Origin of the sequence: Georgenia soli (assembly GCF_002563695.1) — a bacterium.
Taxonomy (GTDB): domain Bacteria; phylum Actinomycetota; class Actinomycetes; order Actinomycetales; family Actinomycetaceae; genus Georgenia; species Georgenia soli.
The window spans coordinates 3,657,424-3,680,248 of sequence record NZ_PDJI01000004.1 but is presented as its reverse complement, the minus strand read 5'-3'; the positions used below and the strand labels follow the sequence as shown (position 1 = coordinate 3,680,248).

The window sequence follows — 22,825 nt, the reverse complement described above, 5'->3', positions numbered from 1 at the left end:
GAGGACGACAGCCGTGACCGAACCACTGGTGCTGCCCTTCACCGACCCGCGGGCCCGAGAGGTGGCCCTGAGCGGCGGGAAGGGCGCCTCGCTCGCCACGATGACATCGGAGGGCCTCCCGGTACCGCCCGGGTTCATCATCACCTCGGCCGCGTTCTCCGCGGCCGTGGACGAGGATGCGCTGCGGGAACGCGCCAGGGCCAAGGACATGGCCGGCGCCCGGTCGATCGTCGCCGCGGCGAGGCCACCGGTGGAGCTGGTCACCGAGCAGTACAACGACCTGACCGGGCTGGTCGCCGTCCGGTCGTCCGCGTGCGCCGAGGACTCCGAGGGGGCCAGCTACGCCGGTCAGCAGGAGACGTTCCTCAACGTCGACGGCCTCGACACGGTGCTGGACAAGGTCGTGGAGTGCTGGCTCTCCTTCTTCACCGACCGAGCCGTCTTCTACCGGGAGGAGAAGGGCTCGCTCGAGGACGTGGCCATGGCGGTCGTCGTCCAGCAGATGGTCGACTCGAAGAAGTCAGGGGTCATGTTCACCGTCGACCCGGTCCACCAGCGCAAGGACCGGATGGTTGTCGAGGCCGCCCTAGGCCTCGGTGAGAACGTCGTCAACGGGGAGATGACGCCCGACCACTACGTCCTGGACCGTAAGGGCACGATCAAGCGAAGCAAGATCGTTTCCGAGCCGGTCCTGGGCCCGGAGGAGTCGGCCGAGCTCGCCGCGATGGGCCAGCAGCTGGAAAACCTGCACGGGTGCCCGCAGGACATCGAATGGGCGATCGACGACAACGGCGTCCTGTTCCTGCTCCAGTCCCGCCCCATCACGACGGTCTAGGGAAGGGCGACATGAAGTACGTGACCTACACGACCGGCAGCACCCCGCGCGTCGGGATCCTGGACGCCGACACGGTGCTCGACGCCGGCTTCGACGGCGACATGGTCGCCTTCATCGAGGCCGGTGCCCCCGTCGGGACGACCCGGCCCGTCCCCGACGCCGGGCTCCTCGCACCGCTCCGCCCACGCACGCTGCGCGATTTCCTCGCCTTCGAGGGGCACCTGAAGAACGCGTACCGCATCCTCGGCCGGGAGATCCCCGCCGAGTGGTACGACGTCCCGGCCTGCTACAAGGGCCTGCCCGACACCGTCATAGGACCCGACGAGGAGATCCCGTGGCCCTCCTACAGCGACCAGCTCGACCACGAGCTGGAATTGGCGGCGGTCATCGGCCGGCCAGGCCGGAACATCCCGGCGGACCGGGCCGCCGAGCACATCTTCGGGTACACCATCTGGAACGACATGTCAGCACGTGACACGCAGCGCCGGGAGCTCCCGGTCGGCATGGGCCCCGGTAAGGCCAAGGACTGGGACGGGTCCAACGTCCTCGGTCCCTGCATCGTCACCGCCGACGAGCTCGACGTCACCGACCTCACCCTCACCGTGCGCGTCAACGGCGAGACGTGGGGGTCGGACACGACGGCGAACATGCACCACACCTTCGCCACCATGATCGAGTACACCTCCCGCGACCTCACACTGCGCCCAGGCGAGGTCCTGGGCTCGGGCACGGCCGCCGGCGGCTCAGGCCTTGAGCTCGACCGCTGGCTCAGTCCCGGCGACCTCATCGAGATGGAGGCCGAAGGCATCGGCGTCCTCCGGAACCGTGTCGGCCACAAACCCTGAAAATCAGCAACCCCTACGAAAGGACACCGAAGTCATGGCATTCGTCGTCGCCGCCATCTGGAAGGCCAAGCAGGGCGAGGAGCACCGCATCGTCGACGTCATCAAGACGATGACGCCCCTGTCGCGGGAGGAACCCGGGAACCTCTACTACCAGGCGCAGGTGGACCCGGAGGACCCCACGAAGTTCTTCCTCTACGAGCAGTACACCTCCCCGCAGGCCTACGAGGACCACAAGAACACCGACCACTTCCAGAAGCACGTCTTCGGGTACGCGATCGACTACCTGGAGAAGCGCGAGGTGGCCACCTACGAGACGATCGATGCCTGACGACACAGCTGCCGTGCCGCAGCGACTCCTGCTGCTGCGGCACGGCGAGGTCGAGTCCCACCGGGGCGACGTGCCAGTCACCCCCGCGGGCCGCGAGCGCGCGGCAGAGGTGGGCCGCCGTCTCGCCGCCGAGTCACCCGAGAAGATCTCCGTCCTCACCGGCGAGACCCGGCGCACGCGCGAGACCGCCGAGTCCATCGCCACCGGTGCCCGGGAGGCCGGAGCCGAAGTCGACGGACCCGCCACCGCGTTCGCACTGCGCAACCCCGACCTGTACGTCGCCGGGCAGCGGGTCAACATGGTCTCCTCCGTGACGGCGCTGGCGGAACAGCTCGACGGCCTCGACGAGCAGGGCGCCGCGCGCGTACCGTTCTTCGCCGGCTTCCTCGCCGCACCGGACCGCATCGGGTGGTGGCTGCACCACGCCTCCCCGCCCGGTGACGACGCCGCGACCGTCGCCCGCCGCATCCGCGCCTTCGCCGGCAGCCTCGCCGACCGCCCCCGCCCCGGCCTCACGGTCGCGGTCACCCACTCCCCCGTGCTGCGGGCCGTCGCACTCGCCGAGCTCGGTGAGGACACGGGCGAACCCCCGTGGGTGGCGGGCCTGGTCCTCGAGATCCAACCCGACCGGTCCGTTCGCACGGCCGTGCTCGCCGCCGCACCCTGACCTGACGCACCACCCTGAGGAGCGACATGCCGCAGATCACCACCGTCAACCCGGCGACCGGGGAAACCCTCGCCACCTACAAAGCCTTCACACCTCAGCAGGTCGAGGCCGCCGTCGCCGAGGTCCACGCCGCTCAGCCGGCCTGGGCCGCCCTCGACATCGCCGAGCGGGCCAGCCGCGTGAAGGCGTTGGGTGCGGCGATCCGCAGCCGGCGTGAAGAGCTCGCCCGCCTGGCCGTCAACGAGATGGGCAAGCCGATCGGCGAGGCGCTTGCCGAGGTCGACAAGTGCGCGTGGGTCTGCGACTACTACGCCGAGCACGGCCCCGGTTTCCTCGCAGACCGAGAGGTGACGACGGACGCCGAGCGCAGCTGGGTCTCCTACGAACCGCTCGGCGTCGTGCTCGCGATCATGCCGTGGAACTTCCCGTACTGGCAGGTGCTGCGCTTCGCCGCGCCCACGCTGCTGGCCGGCAACACAGCCCTGCTCAAGCATTCGCCCAACGTCACAGGCTGCGCGCTCGCCATCGAGCAGCTCGTCCGGGACGCAGGCCTGCCCGACGGCGTCCTCCGCACGCTGGTCATCGCCGAGGACGACGTACCAGCCACGACCGCCTCCCTCCTGGCCGACGACCGGGTCGCCGCCGTGACACTCACCGGCAGCGAACGTGCGGGGTCCGCCGTCGCCGCAGAAGCCGGCCGGCACATCAAGAAGAGCCTCCTCGAGCTCGGCGGCTCCGACCCCTTCGTCGTCCTCGACGACGCCGACCTCGACACCGTCGTCGCCGCGGCGGTCAAGGCCCGCTTCATCAACTCCGGGCAGAGCTGCCTGGCCGCCAAACGGTTCATCGTCCACGAGGCCGTCGTGGCCGAGTTCCTCGACCGGTACGCCGACGCCGTCGACGCTCTCACCGTCGGCGACCCGTCGGACCCGGGAACCAACGTCGGTCCCCTCGCGCGCGAGGACCTCGCCACCGCACTCGAGCGCCAGGTCACCGACTCCGTCGCCATGGGCGCCACCGTCCGCTCCGGCGGCGCCCGGCTCGAGCGTCCGGGCGCCTGGTTCGCCCCCACCGTCCTGGCAGACGTCGACCTGGACATGCCGGTCATGCAGCAGGAGACCTTCGGCCCGGTCGCGGCCGTGGTCGCCGTGCGCGACGACGAGCAGGCCGCCCAGGTCGCCGACGCCACCACCTACGGCCTAGGGGCCAGCGTGTGGAGCGCCGACCCGAACCGGGCCCTCGCCGTCGGCAAAAGGATCACCTCCGGCGCGATGTTCGTCAACGCCGTCGTCGCCTCCGACCCGCGCCTGCCCTTCGGCGGGACACGACGCAGCGGCTACGGTCGCGAGCTCGGCGAGGCCGGCGCGCTCGAGTTCACCAACGCACGCACGTACTACGTCGGCGCAGGGACACCTGCGCCCGGACCAGCCACAGAGTAACCGGTGCTGCCGTTCGACTACGCCCGCCCCCAACGGCTCGACGAGGCCGTGGCGCTGCTGGCCGCTCACGAGAACGCCCGCGTCCTCGCGGGCGGCACCGACCTCACGGTCGGGCTGCGCGACGGCAAGATCCGACCCGGCATCGTCGTCGACATCAAACGGGTGATCGAGCTCGCTCCGGCGGTCGCCGTCGACAACGGGACCGTCAGCGTCTCTGCGACGACGCCGCTCAGCGACGTGCTGCTCCACGACGCCGTCCGGAAGCACTTCCCCGCCCTCGTCGAGGCGGCGAGCGTCGTCGGCTCCGCACAGATCCGCCATCGCGCCACCCTCGCCGGCAACGTCTGCAACGCCTCCCCCGCCGCCGACACCGCTCCCGTCCTGGTGATGCACGACGCCGCCCTCACCGTTCAGGGACCGGACGGGGACCGCGAGATCGCGGTCGTCGACTTCATCCAGGGCAACCGCCGCACCGACCTGGGCCGCGGTGAGCTCGTCACGCGGGTCCGGCTGCCGGTCCCTAGCAGGCCCTACGGCGCCGCGTTCGAGCGGATGACGCGCCGCCGCGGGGTCGACCTTGCGACCATCAACGTCAGCTGCATGGCCGACAAGCTCGGCGTGACGTTCGTCCTCGGCGCCGTCGCCCCCGTACCGGTCGTGGTGCGCGACGACAGCGGTGCGCTGTCCCAAGGCGCCGACCCGGCGGACCGGGCCGCGGCCCTCGACGCGGTCGCGGACCGCGCCACCCCCATCAGCGACGTACGTGCCAGCGCCGAGTACCGGCGCGCCATGGTGGGGGTGCTCCTCCGGCGAGCACTGCACCGAGCTCAGGCGAACCTCGCCACGCAGGAGGAGAGATGAGCGACATGCACCGCATCACGATGACCGTCAACGGCACGGACAGGATCGTCGACGTGCCAGCGAACCGGGCGCTCCTCGACGCGCTGCGCGACGAGTGCGGGCTCCCCGGGACCAAGGAGTGCTGCGCGGTCGGCGAGTGCGGCGCCTGCACCGTCACCATGGACGGTCGCACAGTGAACTCCTGCCTCGTGCTCGCCGTCGAGGCCGACGGCGCCGACGTGCGCACCGTCGAGGCCCTCGCCGCCGACGGCGAGCTGAGCCCGCTCCAGCAGGCCTTCCTCGACCACGGCGCCGTCCAGTGCGGCTTCTGCATCCCCGGCATGCTCATGTCCGCCGAGGCACTTCTGACCGAGAACCCCGACCCGAGCGAGGAGGAGATCAGGGAGGGCCTGTCCGGCAACCTGTGCCGCTGCGCCGGGTACGCGCGAATGTTCGCCGCCGTGCGCGCGGTGGCCGACGGAACCGTCACGGCCCGCCGCCGGGACTCCGTCCCCATACTTGCCACCAACTGGGAAGGGGCGATCGCCGACGCCGCCACGCACGGGCCGAAGGAGACCGGACGATGAGCGTGCACGGCGGTGCGGGCATCAGCACCGGCACAGGCAGCGCAGTCAGCGACGGCCTCAGCGTCGGCACAGCGGCCCGGCGTCTGGGCGGGCGCGAACGCGTCACGGGCAGCCAGGAGTTCCTCGCCGACATCAAGCTCGACGGCATGCTGCACGTCAAGCTCGTCACGATCGACGCTGCCCGGGCCAGAATCCTGCACATCGACACCTCGACGGCCCTCGCCGTGCCGGGCGTCGTCGACATCATCACCCCGGCGGATCTCCCCAGCCCCATGCCGCGCTTCGGGCCCGCGTACCAGGACCGGCCGATCCTCGCGGACGGCATCACGAGCTACCACGGCGAACCGGTCGCCGCCGTCGCCGCAGAGACGAAGGAGGCGGCCGAGCTCGCCGCCTCCCTCGTCGTCGTCGAGCACGAGGTCCTCCCGGCCGTCACGACGGTGGCCGCCGCTCTCGCGCTCGACGCACCCCTCGTCCAGGGCCCGGGGATCCGGGCCGACGGCGACCCCTTCGCGAGCACGAACATTCTCAAGGAGCGTCGCTACGGCTGGGACCGCGACGCCGTCGACACGGCGCAGGCGGACCTCGTCGTCGAGAACACCTACACCTTCCCGATGGTCACGCACTTCGCGATCGAACCGCACGGGTTCATCGCCCACGCAGACGCCGACGGCATCCGGCTGTGGAGCCCCGTCCAGCACCCCTACCTGCTGCAGAAGATGATGGCGGCCCTGTTCGGACTGCCGCTCACGCAGGTGCGCGTCTTCGCCCCCGACCCCGGCGGCGGCTTCGGTGGCAAGCAGAACCCCAAGCTCGAACCCGTGGTCATCTACCTCTCCATGCGCACGGCACGCCCGTGCCGTCTTGTCCTGACCCTGGAAGAGACCTTCCAGGCGGTCCGCCGCGCCGCGTGCGAGGTGCACGTGAGGACCGGGTTCACCAGCCAGGGCGACCTCGTCTTCCAGGACATCGACGCCAGCTACCTCATCGGCGCCTACGCCGACATCGCCGAGCGCGTCATGACAAAGAGCGCCTACCTCGCGTGCGGCCCTTACCGGGTCCCCGCAGCCCGCATCGACGCCCGCGCCGTCCTGTCCCACACCACCCCCTCCACCGCCTTCCGCGGCTTCGGCACGCCGCAGATGATCTGGGCGGTCGAGTCCCAGATGGACGCCGCCGCACGCGAACTCGGGATCGACGGACTCGCCATCCGGCTGCGCAACCTCGCCGGCCGCGGCGATGAGATCGTTCGTGGGGACATCCCGGCCGACGGCGACTGGCCCGCCTCACTCCGCCGCGCTGCTGAGCTCGTCGGCTGGGACAAGCCCCTGCCGGAAGGCCGGGGGCGAGGCATCGCGGTGGGCATCAAGTCCGGCGCGACGACCGGCTTGTCGAACTCCACGGTGCGCCTCCTCGCCGACGGAAGCGTCATCGTCTACGCAGGTACCTCCGACATGGGCCAGGGAGCCCGGACGATCTTCGCCCAGCTCGCCGCGGACGCCCTCGGCGCCCCGCTGGAGAAAGTCACCGTCGTCATGGGCGACACCTCCGTCGTCCCCTTCGACCTCCAGACCTCGGCAAGCCGGTCCACTGTCTTCATGGGAAACGCGATCACTCGAGCATGCCAGGACATCCACACCCAGCTGCGCGAGTTCGCCGCCGAACTGCACGGCCTGACCGAGGAGGACGTGCGGGTCGAAGGCGGGCATGTCGTCCTACCGGACGGGCGGCACCCGATCGCCGAGTTCGTCCAGGTCGGCCTCGGCAGATGGAACGGGGAACTCATCGGCAACGGCCGCATGCGAAAACCGCACATGCCCGACCACCCTCTCGGGGGCACGCCGGCGTTCTTCGAGTTCAACTGCACCGCGTTCGAGCTAGAAGTCGACAACGAGACCGGCGAGATCCTCATCCACAAGCACGTCACCGTCTCCGACGTCGGCAAGGCACTCAACCCGCTGCAGGTCGAGAGCCAGGACGAGGGCGCAGCCATCATGGGCCTCGGACACTCCCTCATGGAAAACATCGTCCTCGACGATGCGGGCCGAATCATCAACCTCGGTGCCCTCGACTACCGCATCCCGACGACCAAGGACGTCCCGGCGGAGCTCTTCACCGACATGATCGAGAACGGCGACGGTCCCGGCCCCTTCGGCGCCAAGGGAATAAGCGAGGGGGCGCTGCTCTGTACCGCCCCCGCTCTGGCGGCTGCTGTCGCCGCGGCGACCGGCGTGACCGTCCGCGAGCTGCCGCTCACGCCGGAACGCGTGTGGCGGGCGCTGCGGGAGCGCGAAAACCGGGCGACCGCGAACACCTCGGCCTCCTGAGACCGGCCTGGCCACCGATACCTGGAGGTGGGAGAAGCCCGGGACGTCCGCCTGTCAGAGCTGCTTGCGCACCCCCGCCTCGTGCGAGATGTTCTCGAGCTCGTCGTCGATCGAGCCCGTCATGACGTCGCGGCCGGCGCCGCGGCGCAGCACCGGCAGCACGGTGCGGTGGTTGGCGTCCTCGAGCTCCAGGGCGAGGGCGGCGTAGAGCGCGGCGGCGGCGAGCACGAGCCCCGCCACGCCGGCCGCGGTCTTCCAGCCGGGGTCACCGGTGAGCTCGGCCAGACCGGTCAGCCAGAACCGCAGTGCCGTCAGGACCATCACGCCCGCGGCGGTGAGCTTGGTCAGAGCCGCGGCCGCCGGGACGAGCATCGCGGCGCCTGCGGCGAGGAACAGCACGCCGAGGCCGGCCGAGGCCGCGCCGGGCGGCGAGGTCAGGGTGACGAGTGCCGCCGCGCCCCAGGTGCCGAAGAGCACCCCCATGCCTGTGCCGGCCACGGGGTCGCGTGCGAGAAAGCCGTACAGCGAGGAGACGAGCTGGGTGGGGACGGTGAGCGCGAGCACGCCCAGCGCGACGTTGCGTCCCTGCTCGGGAGGCAGCCAGCCGAGCTGGAGCGCGCTGAAGCCCACGGTCGCGACGAACAGTCCGAGGAACCCGAGCGGGAGCGGCGTCCCCATCGGCCTGACGACGACGCGGCTCACGTCCGTGCCGGAGCGACCTCCGCCCCGGCTGTCGCCCGCCTGCCCCGCCTGACCGCCAGCACGTGCCACAACAACCTCCATCTACGTCATTGCCCGGGGCCACGATGCCCCGCACGCCGACATCACGCATCCGGCGGCATGCGGTCGACGTCGCGCCCGCCGGCGAGGTCACCGCACTCGACGAGCGCTGGCCGGTGGCGGCGCAGGTACTCGCGAGCCCCGCTGTCCCCGACGGCGAGCTCGGCGACGCCGGGGAGGTGGTCGCCACCGATGAGCACGGGATGGCCCGGGACGCCGTCGTACGCCGCCCGGGCGAGTGCGTCCCGACCCGTCGCCGCCGCGAGGAGGCGCCGGACGACGGCCGCTCCGACGTCGGGAAGGTCGACCAGGTGGACGAGTGCCGCCTGCGCGGACCGCGCCTGCAGGGCGGCGATCCCGCTGCGCAACGACTCGCCCATGCCGCGCTCCCACGTCGGGCAGACGATGACCGTGAGGCCCTCCTCGACGTCGGCAAGGGCCTCCCGTGCCTCCGGCTCCGCGGCGCCGAGGACGACGACGACCTCGGCACAGCCCCCGTCGAGGAGAACCTCCGCCGCCCGTCGGACCCACGGGACGCCGTCGGTGCTGACCAGCGCCTTGGGCATCCCCATGCGCCGGCCGGCGCCCGCAGCGAGCAGCAGGCCGGTCACCGTCAGGGGGTCGGGCGTCGGCACGCGCCCAGTGTGGCCCATGCGCCATGGTGGAGCCGGACGGTAGGAAAGAGCCATGGACGACGGCACGCGGTGGGACGAGCGGTACCGCGACGCCCCCGATCCGGTCCCACGCCCGCCGGACGGGCTCACCGGTCTCGTGCACCTCCTGCCGGAAGAGGGCCGCGCCCTCGACGTGGCGTGCGGCCTCGGCGCGGTGACGCTGTGGGCCGCGGGGCGGGGCCTCGCCGTCGACGCGCTCGACGTCTCCGCCGTCGCGATCAGGCGGCTCACCGCCCGGGCCGACGCCCTCGGGCTCACCGGCGTCCACGGCCGGGTGGCGGACCTCGCCGCGGGTCTGCCCGAGCACCTCTCCGGCCCCTACGACCTCGTCGTGTGCCAGCGGTTCCGGGACCCGGCCCTCCACCGCTCGCTGCCCGGGCTGCTGGCGCCCGACGGCGTGCTCGTCCTCACGGTGCTGTCCGACGTCGGTGCGACGGCGCCGTCCAGGTTCGCGGCCGAGGCCGGGGAGCTGAGCCGGCTGGCGCGGGCCTCCGGGTGCGAGGTGCTGCGGGACGTCGAGCGGCACGGCGAGGCCACGGTCGTGCTGCGCCGCCCAGGACCTCGATCCGGCTCCGCGTGCGGCGCCGTGCGGGAAGATGGCCGGGACGGGCGGAAGCCGGCACGGGAGGGGCCATGAGCATCAAGGTGGATCTCGCCGGGCTGGGTGCCGCGATGGCGGAGCACGACTTCGCGTACCTGCTCAGCCCGGGTCGCGAGCGCCCGCACGTCGTCGCGGTGGTGCCCCGCCTGGTCGACGGCACGCTCGTCGTCGACGCCCCCGGCCGGTCCGCGACCGAACTGGCGGCCGAGCACCCCGCTGTCACGCTCGTGTTCCCGCCGCGTCAGGCCGGTGGGTACACCCTCATCGTGGACGGCGACGCGTCGGTCCCCAGCACCGAACCGGCCCGCGACGGCGGCGGTGGCGCCTCCGGCCTGTCGGTCCGACCCGGGCATGCGGTGCTGCACCGCCCGGCCACACCGACCTCCGAGCCGTCGCCCACCGGCTGCGGCAGCGACTGCCGACCGCTCGACGTGCCGGGCGAAGCGGCCGGGCTGGACGTGCCCGACTGAGCGGTCGGCTGCACGAGGTTGTCGATCTGGTCGTGGATCACGGGCCAGATCGGCAACCTCGTCGGCTGTCCCGAAGCCAACCTGTGTCCGCAAGGTGAGATACGGACACCGGCGGAAATCACATGCCGTTTTTGGGCACGGTCGGGACCTGTGTGGCGCATGATGGGTGTTACAGATGTGACAGATGGTGCGTGCGCCTGGTCCCTGCCCGCGTCGCCAGCTGACGCTCCCGCACACCTCGTGCCCTATCGGAAGTACTCGCATGCGCCCTCACCCTGCTCGGCTCGTCGCCGGGATGCTGCTCAGCTCCGCTCTGGTCGCCCTCTCCGGCACCACGGCCTCGGCCGCCCTGCCGGCCGCAGGCCCGTCCCCGGAGCGCTGGTCCGTCGAGGCGCCGCCATCCGGTGCGGCGTCCGGGCCGAGCGAAGCGCCTGTGCCCGACGGAACGCAGGCGCCCGCCGAGGCGACCGCGTCCAGCGAGACGGTCGCGGCGGGCGAGGCGGACGGGCGCAGCGAGACCCCCGCGCCCGACGAGGCGCCTGAGTCGACCGACGCACCCCAGTCCGTGGCGCCAGAGTCTGTCGCGCCAGAGTCTGTCGTGCCGGAGTCCGCGGCGGCGGCGTCGGCGCCAGAGACCGCCGTCGAGCCGGTCGTCATCCCGCTGACCGACGCCGCCGGCGAGCGCACCGAGGTCGCCACGAGCGGCCTCGAGGTGAGCGTCCCGGCCGGCGAGTTCTCCACCTCGTCCGAGAAGGCCGTCGTCGGCACCGACGCCGTGCTGACCCAGCCGATCCCGACCGAGGAGTTCCTCGTCGCCGGCCTGACCTGGGAGGCGGGGCAGCAGCTGGCCGCCGACGCCCAGGTGTTCGTGCGGGTGGAGGAGGACGGCGTCTGGTCGGAGTGGGAGGAGACCTCGCACGAGGAGGGCATGACCGGCGGCTCGGAGACGGCCGCGGGGACGGACCCGTTCGTCACCGGCGGTGCCGAGACCATCCAGATCCGCGTGACGGGTTCCGCGGCGGAGCTGCCCGACAACCTCGCCATCACGGTCCTCGCCACCGAGGCTCTCGAGACGCCCGCGGTGGCCGCCGAGGCCCCGGAGAGCACCCCCGTCCCCGTACCGACCGTGACGCCGGCGGCGCCCGGCTCGAACGCCGTCGTCCCTGCCGGCATGGTGGGTGCCAGCGTGGCGGCCTCGCCCGTCGCCACGACGGTCGTTCCGCCCCGGCCCTCGATGATCTCCCGCGCCGGGTGGGGTGCGAACGAGACGCAGATGAACTGGCAGCCGACCTACCGGGCCCTGAAGGCCGCCGTCGTGCACCACACCGCGGGGACCAACACCTACAGCCAGAGCGAGGCCGCCTCCGTCGTGCGCGGCATCTACTACTACCACGCCGTCACCCGCGGCTGGGGCGACATCGGGTACAACTTCCTCGTCGACAAGTGGGGCCGCGTGTACGAGGGTCGCACCGGCTCACTGGCGTCGCCCGCGGGGATGATGCCCCAGGGGGCGCACGCCGCCCCGGTCAACAACGGCACGGTCGGCATCTCGGCCATGGGCGACTACACGAAGGTGGCCGTCCCGACGGCGGTGATCGACTCGATGACCAACGTGCTCGCCTGGCAGTTCGGGCGCGCCGGCCTCAACGCGACCACCACCAGCGGCATCTACTCCCCCGGCACGCCCGCCCTGGTCAAGGGCGTGAACCTGCCCCGCATCTTCGGCCACATGGACGTCTCCGCCACCGCGTGCCCCGGCAAGGACATCTACGGGCGCCTCGCCACCATGCGCACGGCCGTGGCCGCGAAGACCCACCCGCCCTTCTCGCTCGAACGGGTCGACGGGGCCGACCGGTTCGCGGTGTCGGCCGCGACGTCCCGGGCCAACTTCGCGCCGGGTGTCGCGGTCGCCTACGTGGCCAACGGCCTGACGTCCGCCGACGCGCTGACCTCTGCCCCGGTCGCCGCCATGAAGGACGCCCCGGTCCTGCTGACCCAGACCGGCGCACTGCCGGCCAGCATCGCCGGGGAGCTCGCCCGGCTCCAGCCCCGCAAGATCGTCGTCCTCGGCGGCACGGGGGCCGTCAGCACGAACGTCGAGCAGCAGCTCGCCCGCTACGCCCCCACTGTCACCCGGGTGACCGGTGCGGACCGCTACGCCGTCTCCGCGGCCGTCTCGCGGGAGAACTTCGGTGCCGGTGTCGCGGTGGCCTACATCGCCAACGGCCAGACCTCCGCCGACGCTCTCTCGGCCGCTCCGGTCGCCGGGGCGAGCAGTGCACCCGTGCTGCTGACCCAGGCCGGTGGCCTGCCCGCCGCGATCCGCACCGAGCTCGCCCGCCTCAAGCCCCGCAAGATCGTCGTGCTCGGCGGCACGGGCGCGGTGAGCTCGACGGTGCAGGAGGACCTGGCCCGGTACGCGCCCGCCGTGGAGCGGTGGTCGGGGCAGGACCGCTACGCGGTGTCGGCAGCGGTGTCGGCGTCGAGCTTCGCGGCGGGCGCACCGGTCGTGTACGTCGCCAACGGCCTGACCTCGGTGGACGCCCTCTCCGGCGCCCCGGTGGCCGGCATGAAGGGTGCCCCTGTGCTGCTCACCCAGCCGGGTGCGCTGCCCGCATCGGTGCTCGCGGAGCTCCGGCGGCTCGACCCGCGGAAGGTCGTGATCCTCGGCGGTACCGGGGCGGTCAGCAGCGACGTGGAGAAGCAGCTCGGACGCCTGTGACAGCACCTGACAGCTGATGTCCGACCCGGCTCACCCGATGGTGTTGCCCACCGGGCAGCGTTTCCGGACACCCCTCGGGCGCGGCCCTAGAATGACGGGCGCGGTGGTCCAGGACTGACGCTCCGCGCCACCGTTCACCCACCGGAGCTCGTCGCCATGGCCGCACCCACCGGCACCGCAGTCACCGCGCAGATGCGCCGCGCTCGCGCAGCGGTGTCCGCACTCTTCTTCCTCAACGCCGTGCTGTACGCGAACCTCGTGCCTCGCCTGCCGGAGGTGAAGGAGAAGCTCGACCTGACCAACGCCGCGCTCGGGACCGGCATCGCAGCGATGCCCGCCGGGGCGCTCCTCGCCGGGCTGCTCGCCCCTGCACTCATCAACCGCCTCAGCTCGGCGAGGGTCGCCTCCTTCGGGCTGGTCGGCCTGGCCCTCGCCGTGTGCGCGGTGCCCCTGTCGGGGTCCTGGTGGGTCTTCGCCGCGGCGATGCTCGTCGCCGGTGCGTTCGACGCCCTGGTGGACGTTGCGCAGAACGCCCACGGTTTCCGCGTGCAACGGCTGTACCGGCGCTCGATCGTCAACGCCTTCCACGGCCTGTGGAGCGTGGGGGCCGTCGCCGGCGGCCTCCTCGGCTCCGCCGCGGCGGGGATGCACGTGCCGCTGGGCGTCCACCTCGCCGTCTCCACCGTCGTGTTCAGCGTGACGGCTGTCGTCGCCTACCGCTTCCTCCTGCCCGGACCGGAGGACGCCGAGCGCGTGGCAGGACGCAGCGCCGAGGTCGGCGCTGGGCCCGCTGACGCTCACGGGCCCGACGGCGGCGACCGGCCCGACGGCGGACACGGAGCACCCGTGGCCGACTCCGCCAGCCACGGCCCCCGCCGCACCGCCACCCGAACCGCGGTCCTGCTCGCGGCCCTCGGTCTCCTCGCCGCCTGCGAGGCGTTCGTCCAGGACGCCGGCTCCTCCTGGGGAGCCCTCTACCTCCGCGAGGAGGTCGGCGCGAGCGCTGCCGCCGGCGGCCTCGCCTTCGTCGCGCTGCAGGTCGCGATGGTCTTCGGTCGGTTCACCGGCGACCGGGTGATCAACCGCTACGGGCAGCGCCGCGTGGTGCGTACCGGCGGGGTGCTCATCGCACTCGGCATGGCTCTGGCGCTCGCCGTACCGTCGCTGCCGACGACGCTGGCCGGGTTCGCCCTCGCCGGCCTCGGTGTCGCCACGCTCGTCCCCGCGGTGATGCACACGGCCGACGAGCTCCCCGGCCTGGCGCCCGGCGTCGGCCTCACCGTCGTCGGCTGGCTGCTGCGGGTCGGGTTCCTCGTCTCGCCGACGATCATCGGCCTCCTTGCCGACGCGATCAGCCTGCGCGCCGCGCTGGTCAGCGTCGCCCTGGCCGGTCTGGTGGTCCTGGCGCTGGGGCGGGTGCTCGAGACCGGCGCGCCGCAGCACGCCGTGCTGCCCCACGACGCCTCGTCCGCCGACGCCGCCGCACGGACCCGGACGGACGGCTGAACCGACGTCGCGCCCGAGCGCGTCCCCGCTCTGCCGAACCACGAGGCGGGCGTGCGTCGTCGTCAGGAGCCGCCGCCGGCGGGATCTCCAGAGGAGGTCCCGTCGAGGACTGCGGGCGCCACGGTGGGCCGTGCGGATCCACGCGTCCCCCGTCGGTGCGCCCGGGCCGGCAACAGCCGAAGGGCCGTACCGCCGCGCGGTACAGCCCTTCGGATGGTGGCCGGCGGATGGTGTCCGGGCCGGACGAACGGCGCGTCAGCCCTGGCGCACCGGGGCGGCGCCCCTTTCCTCCGCGACCGCGGCCGCACGGGCGGCCGCGGTACGGCGCGGCACTGCAAGGATGACGAGCAGACCGATCACGGCCGGGACGATGAAGGAGTAGAAGTTCCACCGGAACCCGAGGTCGGACTCCATGATCAGTCCGACCATGATCGGGGCGACGACGGCGCCGATCCGGCCGATGCCGAGGGTGACCCCCACCGCGCTGCCGCGCGCCCAGGCGGGGAAGAACGCCGCGGCGTAGCCGTTGACGAGAATCTGCGTGCCGATCGAGCCGAGTCCCGCGACCGCGACGAAGAGGTACAGCAGCGCGGCGTGCGGCTGCAGGCTCAGGGCGACGAGGGTGACCGCGGCGGCCCCGAACGCGAGGCTGACGGCGAACTTCGGCCCCATCCTGTCCGCCAGCGCGGCCGCGGCGACGCTGCCGACGATCGCGCCGAGGTTGAGCACCAGCAGGAAGGCGATCGAGGATCCGAGCGGGTACCCGGCGCTGCGCATGATCTGGGGCAGCCACGTGTTGAGCCCGTACACCAGCAGCAGCCCGGAGAACGACGCCACGGAGAACAGGGCCAGCGGGCCGCGGTTGCTCGCCGAGACGAGGAACCGCAGCGCACCCGGCGCCTTCTTCGACCCGCCGGCCGAGCGCACCTCGACCTCGACGCCGTACTCGCGAGCGAGCTCCTGTGCCTCGTCGTTGCGCCCCTTGCCGGCGAGGTAGCTCATCGACTCAGGCAGGTGGCGGTAGACGAGCGGCACGAGGATCAGGGCCGGCGCGGCGCCCAGCCAGAGCAGCAGGCGGAAGCCGTGGTCCTCGAGAAGCGCCATCGCCGCCAGTGCGGCGAAGACCCCGCCGAAGGAGTACCCGACGAACATCATGGCGTTGTAGAACTGCTGCTTGCCGCGCGGGGCGTACTCGACGGTCAGGGCGATGGCGGTCGGCATGACGCCGCCGAGACCGATCCCTGCGACGAGACGGAAAAGCCCGAACAGCTCCGGCGTCGGCGCCATGGCGGTGGCGGCCGTGGCCGCGCTGAACCAGATGATGCTCGCGATGATGATGCGCCGACGGCCGAGGATGTCCGTCAGGGCACCGACGCCGAGCGCGCCGACGAGCATGCCGAAGGTGGCGTAGCTGCCGATCAGGCCGACGTCCGCGGGGGTCAGCTCCCAGGTGGGGTGCTGGAGGAGGGCTGGCACCATCGCCCCGTAGATCATGAGGTCGTACCCGTCGAGCACGATGGCTGCGAAGGCGAGCGCGACGACGACGAGGCCCTTGCGGGACCCGGGCCCCGCCGGCGCGGCGGAGGATGCTGACATCGTTGTCTCCTGCGGTGAGGTGGTTCAGGGGGATGAAAGGTCATGCCGGCAGACGGTCGCCGCGGGCGCAGGACGAGCCCGTGGTGACGGGCACCTGCCGTGGTCATGGAGGGCGAGGCAGTGGTGTGCACCACCTCACTCCCGGTAATGTGTACGGCATCTGAACGACGGTCGTCAAGCATTCGAATCAGATTTGAGGAGCACCATGAAGCCGCGGTCCATCGTCATCGACCTCTTCGGCGGCTACCTGCGCTACCGCGGAGGGGCCGCGCCGCTGCGCGACCTCGTGGCGCTCCTGGAGAAGTTCGGCGTGGGGGCCTCGACCGCACGGGTGACGATGGCGCGCCTGAAGAAGGAGGGATGGCTCGACACCCGGCCGGGAGCCGACGGCCGGGAGGTCGTCTACGCCCTCAACGAGCACAGCTGGCAGATGCTCGACGAGGGGCGCGAAAGGATCCTCGGCACCCCGCGAACCTCCTGGGAGGGCTGGTGGCACATGGTGATCTACTACGTGCCGGAGTCTGCGAGGTCCGCCCGCGAGAGCCTGCGCAAGGAGCTCGCCTGGCTCGGCTTCGGCCCGCTGGCGGCCTCGACCTGGATCTCCCCCCACGACCGGCTCGCGCGCGTGGAGGAGAAGTTCGCGCACCACGGCGACATCCGGCTCGACCTGCTGCGAGCCCGCTCCAAGGGCCTCCCGGCCGACCGCGACATGGCCGAGCGCTGCTGGGACCTCACCACGCTCAACGCCGACTACCAGGCGTTCCTCGAGCGCTACCGGGCAGAGCTCCCCCGCTACCGCTCGGGCCGGGTGGGCCCGGACGAGTCGCTCGTGGCGCGGATCGAGCTCTTCCGCGAGTGGCGCAAGTTCCCCTTCCGCGACCCCGCGCTGCCGCTGGAGCTGCTCCCCGCCCGCTGGCTCGGCCACGACGCCTACGACCTCTTCACCGAGGCCTCCGAGCTGCTGCGCCCCGCCGCCGAGCGCGCCGTTGACGAGGCGACGGGCACGCGGCGCACGGACCCGGAGCCACCGACGGTTCCGGTGACACCCACGGCCCCGACCACCCCCGCCCCACGCACCGCCGCGGCCGGCGCGGACGACATTCCTGCGTCACTCACTTGACGGCCGTCGCCCATGTGTCACACACTCGGTGAACGAGGTCATCACGACCGCACGACGACGTGACGCGTAGGAGAATCCATGTCGCTCTCTGTAGCCTGCATCGGCGGCGGCCCAGGCGGGCTGTTCGCCGCCACGCTCATCAAGCAGCGCCGGCCGGACGCCCGCGTGACCGTCTACGAGCGCAACCGCGCCGACGACACCTACGGCTTCGGCGTCGTCTTCTCGGACGCCACCCTGAAGAAGATCGACGACGCCGACCCGGTTCTCATCGACGCCCTGCGCGAGCACGGGAGGCACTGGGAGAACATCGAGGTCCGGCTCAAGGGCGAGCGGATCACGGTCGGCGGCAACGGGATGGGCGCGATCTCCCGCAAGACCCTCCTGCTCCTGCTGCAGGAGCGTGCCCGCGCCGAGGGCGTGGACCTGCGCTTCGAGACCGACGTCGACGTCGACGACGTTCTCGCCGACCATGACCTCGTCGTCGCCTCCGACGGCGCGAACTCCCGAACCCGCGAGCGACTCGCCGGCGAGTTCGGCCCGTCCGCCGTCGAGGCGAGCGCGAAGTTCATCTGGTTCGGGACGTCGTACATGTTCGACGGGCTGACCTTCGTGCACAAGGAGGGCCCGCACGGAGTCTTCGCCGTCCACGGCTACCCGATCTCCGACGACGTGAGCACGTTCATCGTCGAGACCGACGAGGAGACCTGGCGCCGCGCGGGTCTTGACGAGTTCGACGTCACCCAGCCGCCCGGGGCGAGCGACGAGAAGAGCCGGAAGTACCTCGAGGACCTCTTCGCCGACGAGATCGACGGGCAGCCGCTGCTGGTCAACAACTCCCGCTGGGGCAACTTCCGCACCCGCCGCGCCGCCACCTGGCACGCCGGCAGGGTCGCGCTCCTGGGCGACTCCGCGCACACGGCCCACTTCTCGGTCGGCTCGGGCACCAAGATGGCGATGGAGGACGCGATCGAGCTCGCCCGCGCCGTCGCCGAGCACGACGACGTCGAGCAGGCCCTCGTCGCCTACGAGGCGGCTGCCCGCCCGTCGGTGGAGAAGATCCAGGGATCGGCGCGCCCGAGCCTGTCGTGGTGGGAGCACTTCGGCCGCTACCACGCCGCGTTCGACCCCACCCAGTTCGCGTTCCACTTCATGAGCCGGTCCATCGGCCGCGCCAAGATCGCCCGCCGCGACCCGGACTTCGTTGCCGCCGTCGACGCCGCCTGGCGCGAGCGCCACGGCAGCGACCCGCTGAGCACCCCGCTCGACCTCGGCGACGTGGTCTTCCCGGGCCGCACCGCCCGCATCGTCGAGCGCGACGGCGCCCGGTTCGTGGCCGACGGCGTCGGCAACCAGGTCCCGCTGGCCGGCTGCCCGGCGGACGACGGCGGCACACCGGCGCGTCACCTCGGCAAGGACGAACCGTGGGGCCTGTGGCTCGCCGCCCCCGAGAGCGAGGACGGCGTCGCCGGTGCGGCGGCCGTCGTGGCCGCCTGCCGCACCGAGGCGCCGACGCTCGTCGCGGTCCACGGAGGCACCCCCCTGACCCGGGTGCTGCTCGCGGAGGAGGCCCGGCTGGCCGCCGGCCTGCCGGTGGCCCTGGTGGAGGAGCAGGCCGACGAGGACCGCGCCGCCACCCTGGTGCTCTCCGGCCGCGCCGACCTCGTCGTGACCACCGGAGGCACCGATGTCTGACCTGCGCCCGCTCTTCTCCCCTCGCGGCGTCGCCGTCGTCGGGGCCTCCCGCTCCGGCGCCAAGCTCGGCGCGGTCATGGCCCGCTCGCTGCGGAGCTTCGACGGCGCCCTCGGGCTCGTCAACTCGCGCAACCCCGACCCGGGCGCCGGTCTGCACGCCTCCGTGGCTGCCGCGTCGCAGGCGCTGGGCGCCCCGCTGGACCTCGCCGTCCTGTGCGTGCCGGCCGCGGCGTGCGCGTCCGCCGTCGAGGACGCCGCCGCGGCCGGGACCAGGGCCGCCCTCGTCTGCGCCGGCGGGTTCGCCGAGTCCGGCGCGGACGGCGCCGCCCACCAGGCGGCCCTTCTCGCCGCGGCGCGCCGCACCGGGGTCCGCCTGCTCGGGCCGAACACCTCCGGCTTCTTCTCCCCCGCCCACAAGCTCACCGCGAGCTTCGTGCCGGCGGCGGGCGACGTCCCGGCCGGCGGGGTCGCCGTCGTCGCGGCGTCCGGCGGGATCAACCACGCCCTGTCCTTCCTCCTCGCCGACGCCGGCCTGGGCGTCAGCCTCGCGGTGGGACTGGGCAACGCCACCGACGTCACCGCCGCCGACGTCCTCGATCACCTCCGCGGGGACGACGCCACCCGGGTGGTCGCGCTCCACGTGGAGTCGGTGGCCGACGGGCGCCGCCTCGTGGAGTCCGTCCGGGCGCTGACGGAGCGGGTGCCCGTGGTGGCACTGGTGGTCGGCCGCAACGACGTTGCCGAGTTCGCGCAGTCGCACACCGGTGCGCTGGCCACCTCCTGGCGCACCACGCGCGCCGCGCTCCGGCAGGCCGGCGCGGTGCTGGTCGACGACGAGCAGCAGCTCGTCGACGCGGTCGCGGCGCTCTCCCACGCGCGTCTCGCCCCGGCCGCGGACCCCGGTGTCGGCATCGTCACGGCGCAGGCCGGCCCCGGTCTGCTGCTCATGGACAGCCTGCGCGGGCACGGCGTCGCCGTGCCCGGCCTATCGGACGGCACGGTCGCACGCATCGGCGAGCTCCTTCCGCCGCTGACCTACCAGCGCAATCCCGTCGACACCGGTCGCCCGAGCGAGACGTTCGGCGCCGTGCTGGAGGCCGTCGCCGCCGACCCCCGCGTGGACGCCGTCGCCACGTACGCCCTCACGGAGCCGGACAGCATCGACCTGGCCGCCACGGTCCCGGCCGCGTCGGCCGGCTCCGCGGTCCCCACTCTCGTCGGGCTCGGCGGCGCGCCGGAGGAGGTCCGTCAGATCCGCCGTCGTCTCCACGCCGCCGGCGTCCCCGCGTACGGCGCCCCCACGTCGCTGGCCACCGGGGTGGCCGCGCTCGTCGAGGACGCCCGGCGGCAGCACGCCCGCCGGGACGCCGCACCCGTGGGCGGCGGCGGAGCGGCACAGGCCGACGGCGGAGAGGACGGCCCGTCGCCCGTCGTGACCCGGTCGGCGTGGGACGAGGACGAGGCCAAGGCTCTCGTGGAGCGGCTCGGCTTCCGCACCATGCCCCGCCGCGCCTGCGCCACCGACGCCGAGGCCCACGCGGCGCTCGACGCGATCGGCGGGCCTGTCGCCGTGAAGCTGCTCGACGCCGCCGTGCTGCACAAGACCGAGATCGGCGGCGTGCGCCTGGGCGTGCGCACCCACGACGAGCTGGACGAGGCCCTCACCGCCCTGCGCGCCGCGGGGGCGGACCGGGTCCTCGTCGAGAGGATGGCCCCCTCCGGCGTCGACCTCATCGTCGGCGCCCGCCGGGACCCGGTCTTCGGCCCCGTCGTCCTGCTGGGGCTCGGCGGCACCGTTGCCGAGGCGTTGCAGGACGTCAGCCTGCGCGTCGCGCCGCTCTCCCCCGCCGAGGCCGCCACCATGCCCGACGACCTCGCCGGGCGCGCCCTGCTGGAAGGCTTCCGCGGCTCGCCCACCCTCGACCGGTCCGAGCTCGCCGGCCTGCTCAGCGCGCTCGGCACCCTGCTGCTCGATCACCCCCACCTGGGCGACGTCGAGATCAACCCGCTGCGGGTCACCGCGGACGGGCTCGTCGCCCTCGACGCTGTCGTCACCACGAAGGAGTCGTGATGGTCCGCCCCATCGCCGAAGGAATCGTCCCCTGGCCCGCCGAGCTCGTCGAGCGGTTCACCGCCGCCGGCTACTGGGAGGGCAGGACCCTGGGTCACCACCTCTGGGCCGCCGCCGACGAGCGTCAGGCCAGGACCGCCGTCGTCGACGGCGACGTGCGCATCACCTACGCCGATCTCGTCGCCCGTGCCGACGCCGCCGCCTCCCGGCTCCGGGACCTCGGCGTGGCCCGTGGCGACCGGATCGTCGTCCAGCTGCCGAACTGCTGGGAGTTCGTCGTCCTGACGCTCGCCTGCTTCCGCGCCGGGATCGTGCCGGTGATGGCCCTGCCCGGGCACCGCCGCCACGAGATGTCCTACTTCGTCGAGCACGCCGAGGCGGTCGCCGTCGCGGTGCCCGACGTGGTGAAGGACTTCGACCACCAGCAGCTCGGGTTCGACCTCACCGCCGAGCACGCGGTCCTCGAGCACGTGCTCGTCGCCGGGGAGCACGTCGCGGAGGGGGCGGTCGACCTGCGGGCGCTCTGCGCGCCGCCGGTCGACGGCGTCGAGGCCGCCTCCCTCAGGGCGCGGTGGGACGCGGAGGAACCGGCGAGCTCCGACGTCGCCCTCTTCCTCCTCTCCGGCGGCACCACCGGGATCCCGAAGCTCATCCCCCGCTCGCACGACGACTACGCGTACAACGCCAGGGAGTCCAACCGGGTGTGCGGCTTCGACGCCACGACGGTCTACCTCGTGGCCATCCCGGCGACGCACAACTTCCCGCTGGCCTGCCCCGGCGTGCTCGGCACCCTGCTAGCCGGGGGCACGGTGGTCATGCTGCCCAGTCCCTCGCCCGTCCGGGCTTTCGCCACCATCGAGGCCGAGGGCGTCACGCACACCGCCGTCGTCCCCGCCGTCGCCAAGCGGTGGCTGGACGAGCAGGCGGCGCACCCGACCGACCAGCTCGCCTCGCTCCAGGTGCTCCAGGTGGGCGGCTCGCGGCTGGCCGACGAGGTGGCGCGCCGCGTGCCCGGAACGCTGGGCTGCACCCTGCAGCAGGTGTTCGGCATGGCGGAGGGACTGCTGAACTTCACCCGCCTCGACGACCCCGAGGAGGTCATCTTCACCACCCAGGGCCGGCCGATGTCCCCCGCCGACGAGGTCCTGCTCGTCGACGAGCACGACAACCCGGTCCCGCAGGGCACCCCGGGCTCGCTCGTCACCCAGGGCCCGTACACCCTGCGCGGGTACTACCGGGCCGAGGAGCAGAACGCCCGGGCCTTCACCGCGGACGGGTGGTACCGCTCCGGCGACATCTGCCGCATGGACGAGATGGGCAACCTCATCGTCGAGGGCCGCGACAAGGACATGATCAACCGCGGCGGGGAGAAGATCTCCGCCGAGGAGGTCGAGAACCTCGTCTACCAGCTGCCCGCGGTCCGGCTCGTGGCCGCCGTGGCCATGCCCGACGACGTCCTCGGCGAGCGCGTGTGCGTCTACGTCGTCCCGCACGACGGCGCGACCCTCTCCCTCGAGGACGTCAACGCCGCGATGGAGGCGGCCGGGGTCGCCCGGTACAAGTGGCCCGAGCACCTCGAGGTCACGGACGAGCTCCCGACGACGAAGGTCGGCAAGATCAACAAGAAGGCTCTGCGCAACGACATCGCCGACCGGCTCGCCACAGGCATGGGCATCCGCGCGGCCATCTGAGCAGCCCCGCGGCCGCGCCAGGGACGAAGGAGCC

At 72.7% G+C, this 22,825-nt stretch carries 18 protein-coding genes and 1 pseudogene; 16 read left to right on the top strand and 3 right to left on the bottom strand.

The features are described from left to right. The first annotated feature begins 13 nt into the window (after window positions 1–13). The 8 genes and pseudogenes from ATJ97_RS17990 to ATJ97_RS17955 all read left to right on the top strand — a co-directional run bounded on the left by ATJ97_RS17990 (window position 14) and on the right by ATJ97_RS17955 (window position 7,868). Entirely contained in the window at window positions 14–835 is an 822-nt protein-coding gene (locus tag ATJ97_RS17990) for a PEP/pyruvate-binding domain-containing protein (RefSeq protein WP_211287278.1), read from the top strand. 11 nt (window positions 836–846) lie between these two features. Further along, window positions 847–1,680 (top strand): fumarylacetoacetate hydrolase family protein, encoded by an 834-nt coding sequence (locus tag ATJ97_RS17985; RefSeq protein ID WP_098484922.1) that lies wholly within the window; start codon window positions 847–849, stop codon window positions 1,678–1,680. Between the two features lie 34 nt (window positions 1,681–1,714). Further along, window positions 1,715–2,008 carry a putative quinol monooxygenase gene (locus ATJ97_RS17980; protein ID WP_098484921.1) on the top strand — a complete coding sequence of 98 codons (294 nt, stop codon included), beginning with the start codon at window positions 1,715–1,717 and terminating at the stop codon, window positions 2,006–2,008. Continuing rightward, window positions 2,001–2,675, top strand: coding sequence for a histidine phosphatase family protein (locus tag ATJ97_RS20135; protein WP_098484920.1), 675 nt, complete (start codon window positions 2,001–2,003; stop codon window positions 2,673–2,675). The genes ATJ97_RS17980 and ATJ97_RS20135 overlap by 8 nt, the downstream gene beginning before the upstream one ends. A 26-nt stretch (window positions 2,676–2,701) precedes the next feature. Then, entirely contained in the window at window positions 2,702–4,114 is a 1,413-nt protein-coding gene (locus ATJ97_RS17970; protein WP_098484919.1) for an NAD-dependent succinate-semialdehyde dehydrogenase, read from the top strand. 3 nt (window positions 4,115–4,117) lie between these two features. Then, on the top strand, window positions 4,118–4,975 hold the full coding sequence (locus tag ATJ97_RS17965; protein ID WP_098484918.1) for an FAD binding domain-containing protein: 858 nt from the start codon (window positions 4,118–4,120) through the stop codon (window positions 4,973–4,975). Further along, window positions 4,972–5,433: pseudogene (locus ATJ97_RS17960) on the top strand ((2Fe-2S)-binding protein); the annotation flags it as partial. The gene ATJ97_RS17965 and the pseudogene ATJ97_RS17960, both read left to right, overlap by 4 nt. Before the next feature lie 104 nt (window positions 5,434–5,537). Continuing rightward, the gene (locus ATJ97_RS17955; RefSeq protein ID WP_098484917.1) at window positions 5,538–7,868 is read left to right on the top strand and encodes a xanthine dehydrogenase family protein molybdopterin-binding subunit; all 2,331 of its coding nucleotides are present in this window, start codon (window positions 5,538–5,540) and stop codon (window positions 7,866–7,868) included. 54 nt (window positions 7,869–7,922) lie between these two features. Here ATJ97_RS17955 and ATJ97_RS17950 read toward each other — a convergent pair whose 3' ends face one another. After that, window positions 7,923–8,639 carry a hypothetical protein gene (locus ATJ97_RS17950; RefSeq protein ID WP_211287277.1) on the bottom strand — a complete coding sequence of 239 codons (717 nt, stop codon included), beginning with the start codon at window positions 8,637–8,639 and terminating at the stop codon, window positions 7,923–7,925. Between the two features lie 53 nt (window positions 8,640–8,692). Then, on the bottom strand, window positions 8,693–9,301 hold the full coding sequence (locus ATJ97_RS17945) for a nucleotidyltransferase family protein (protein ID WP_098484915.1): 609 nt from the start codon (window positions 9,299–9,301) through the stop codon (window positions 8,693–8,695). A 34-nt stretch (window positions 9,302–9,335) separates the two neighbouring features. Here ATJ97_RS17945 and ATJ97_RS17940 point away from each other — a divergent pair, with 34 nt between their 5' ends. The 4 genes from ATJ97_RS17940 (at window position 9,336) to ATJ97_RS17925 (ending at window position 14,621) form a co-directional block, all read left to right on the top strand. Then, window positions 9,336–9,959 carry a class I SAM-dependent methyltransferase gene (locus ATJ97_RS17940; protein WP_098484914.1) on the top strand — a complete coding sequence of 208 codons (624 nt, stop codon included), beginning with the start codon at window positions 9,336–9,338 and terminating at the stop codon, window positions 9,957–9,959. Further along, entirely contained in the window at window positions 9,956–10,393 is a 438-nt protein-coding gene (locus ATJ97_RS17935; protein WP_098484913.1) for a hypothetical protein, read from the top strand. Before ATJ97_RS17940 ends, ATJ97_RS17935 begins: the two co-directional genes overlap by 4 nt. A 262-nt stretch (window positions 10,394–10,655) precedes the next feature. Then, window positions 10,656–13,115 (top strand): cell wall-binding repeat-containing protein, encoded by a 2,460-nt coding sequence (locus ATJ97_RS17930; protein ID WP_143427072.1) that lies wholly within the window; start codon window positions 10,656–10,658, stop codon window positions 13,113–13,115. Between the two features lie 156 nt (window positions 13,116–13,271). Further along, a complete protein-coding gene (locus tag ATJ97_RS17925; RefSeq protein ID WP_098484911.1) occupies window positions 13,272–14,621 on the top strand; it encodes an MFS transporter in 1,350 nt (449 codons plus the stop codon). Between the two features lie 255 nt (window positions 14,622–14,876). Here the strand turns inward: ATJ97_RS17925 and ATJ97_RS17920 are convergent, their stop codons facing one another. Continuing rightward, complete coding sequence (locus ATJ97_RS17920) at window positions 14,877–16,217, bottom strand: MFS transporter (RefSeq protein ID WP_098484910.1); 1,341 nt, start codon at window positions 16,215–16,217, stop codon at window positions 14,877–14,879. Between the two features lie 205 nt (window positions 16,218–16,422). Between ATJ97_RS17920 and ATJ97_RS17915 the strand changes: the two genes are divergently transcribed. The 4 genes from ATJ97_RS17915 to ATJ97_RS17900 all read left to right on the top strand — a co-directional run bounded on the left by ATJ97_RS17915 (window position 16,423) and on the right by ATJ97_RS17900 (window position 22,791). After that, window positions 16,423–17,337: a PaaX family transcriptional regulator gene (locus ATJ97_RS17915; protein WP_098484909.1), complete on the top strand. Its 915-nt coding sequence runs from the start codon at window positions 16,423–16,425 to the stop codon at window positions 17,335–17,337. A gap of 78 nt (window positions 17,338–17,415) precedes the next feature. After that, window positions 17,416–19,029 carry an FAD-dependent monooxygenase gene (locus ATJ97_RS17910; RefSeq protein ID WP_098484908.1) on the top strand — a complete coding sequence of 538 codons (1,614 nt, stop codon included), beginning with the start codon at window positions 17,416–17,418 and terminating at the stop codon, window positions 19,027–19,029. Further along, window positions 19,022–21,100, top strand: coding sequence for an acetate--CoA ligase family protein (locus ATJ97_RS17905; protein WP_098484907.1), 2,079 nt, complete (start codon window positions 19,022–19,024; stop codon window positions 21,098–21,100). Before ATJ97_RS17910 ends, ATJ97_RS17905 begins: the two co-directional genes overlap by 8 nt. Then, window positions 21,100–22,791 (top strand): (2,3-dihydroxybenzoyl)adenylate synthase, encoded by a 1,692-nt coding sequence (locus ATJ97_RS17900; protein WP_098484906.1) that lies wholly within the window; start codon window positions 21,100–21,102, stop codon window positions 22,789–22,791. The genes ATJ97_RS17905 and ATJ97_RS17900 overlap by 1 nt, the downstream gene beginning before the upstream one ends. The last annotated feature ends 34 nt before the right edge of the window (window positions 22,792–22,825 follow it).

Bases quoted from the DNA above. Each gene is read 5' to 3' on its own strand.
- ATJ97_RS17985 (WP_098484922.1), top strand. From the start codon at position 847: ATGAAGTACGTGACCTACACGACCGGCAGCACCCCGCGCGTCGGGATC.
- ATJ97_RS17980 (WP_098484921.1), top strand. From the start codon at position 1,715: ATGGCATTCGTCGTCGCCGCCATCTGGAAGGCCAAGCAGGGCGAGGAG.
- ATJ97_RS20135 (WP_098484920.1), top strand. From the start codon at position 2,001: ATGCCTGACGACACAGCTGCCGTGCCGCAGCGACTCCTGCTGCTGCGG.
- ATJ97_RS17970 (WP_098484919.1), top strand. From the start codon at position 2,702: ATGCCGCAGATCACCACCGTCAACCCGGCGACCGGGGAAACCCTCGCC.
- ATJ97_RS17955 (WP_098484917.1), top strand. From the start codon at position 5,538: ATGAGCGTGCACGGCGGTGCGGGCATCAGCACCGGCACAGGCAGCGCA.
- ATJ97_RS17945 (WP_098484915.1), bottom strand. From the start codon at position 9,301: ATGGGCCACACTGGGCGCGTGCCGACGCCCGACCCCCTGACGGTGACC.
- ATJ97_RS17940 (WP_098484914.1), top strand. From the start codon at position 9,336: ATGGACGACGGCACGCGGTGGGACGAGCGGTACCGCGACGCCCCCGAT.
- ATJ97_RS17935 (WP_098484913.1), top strand. From the start codon at position 9,956: ATGAGCATCAAGGTGGATCTCGCCGGGCTGGGTGCCGCGATGGCGGAG.
- ATJ97_RS17930 (WP_143427072.1), top strand. From the start codon at position 10,656: ATGCGCCCTCACCCTGCTCGGCTCGTCGCCGGGATGCTGCTCAGCTCC.
- ATJ97_RS17925 (WP_098484911.1), top strand. From the start codon at position 13,272: ATGGCCGCACCCACCGGCACCGCAGTCACCGCGCAGATGCGCCGCGCT.
- ATJ97_RS17920 (WP_098484910.1), bottom strand. From the start codon at position 16,217: ATGTCAGCATCCTCCGCCGCGCCGGCGGGGCCCGGGTCCCGCAAGGGC.
- ATJ97_RS17915 (WP_098484909.1), top strand. From the start codon at position 16,423: ATGAAGCCGCGGTCCATCGTCATCGACCTCTTCGGCGGCTACCTGCGC.
- ATJ97_RS17910 (WP_098484908.1), top strand. From the start codon at position 17,416: ATGTCGCTCTCTGTAGCCTGCATCGGCGGCGGCCCAGGCGGGCTGTTC.
- ATJ97_RS17905 (WP_098484907.1), top strand. From the start codon at position 19,022: ATGTCTGACCTGCGCCCGCTCTTCTCCCCTCGCGGCGTCGCCGTCGTC.
- ATJ97_RS17900 (WP_098484906.1), top strand. From the start codon at position 21,100: ATGGTCCGCCCCATCGCCGAAGGAATCGTCCCCTGGCCCGCCGAGCTC.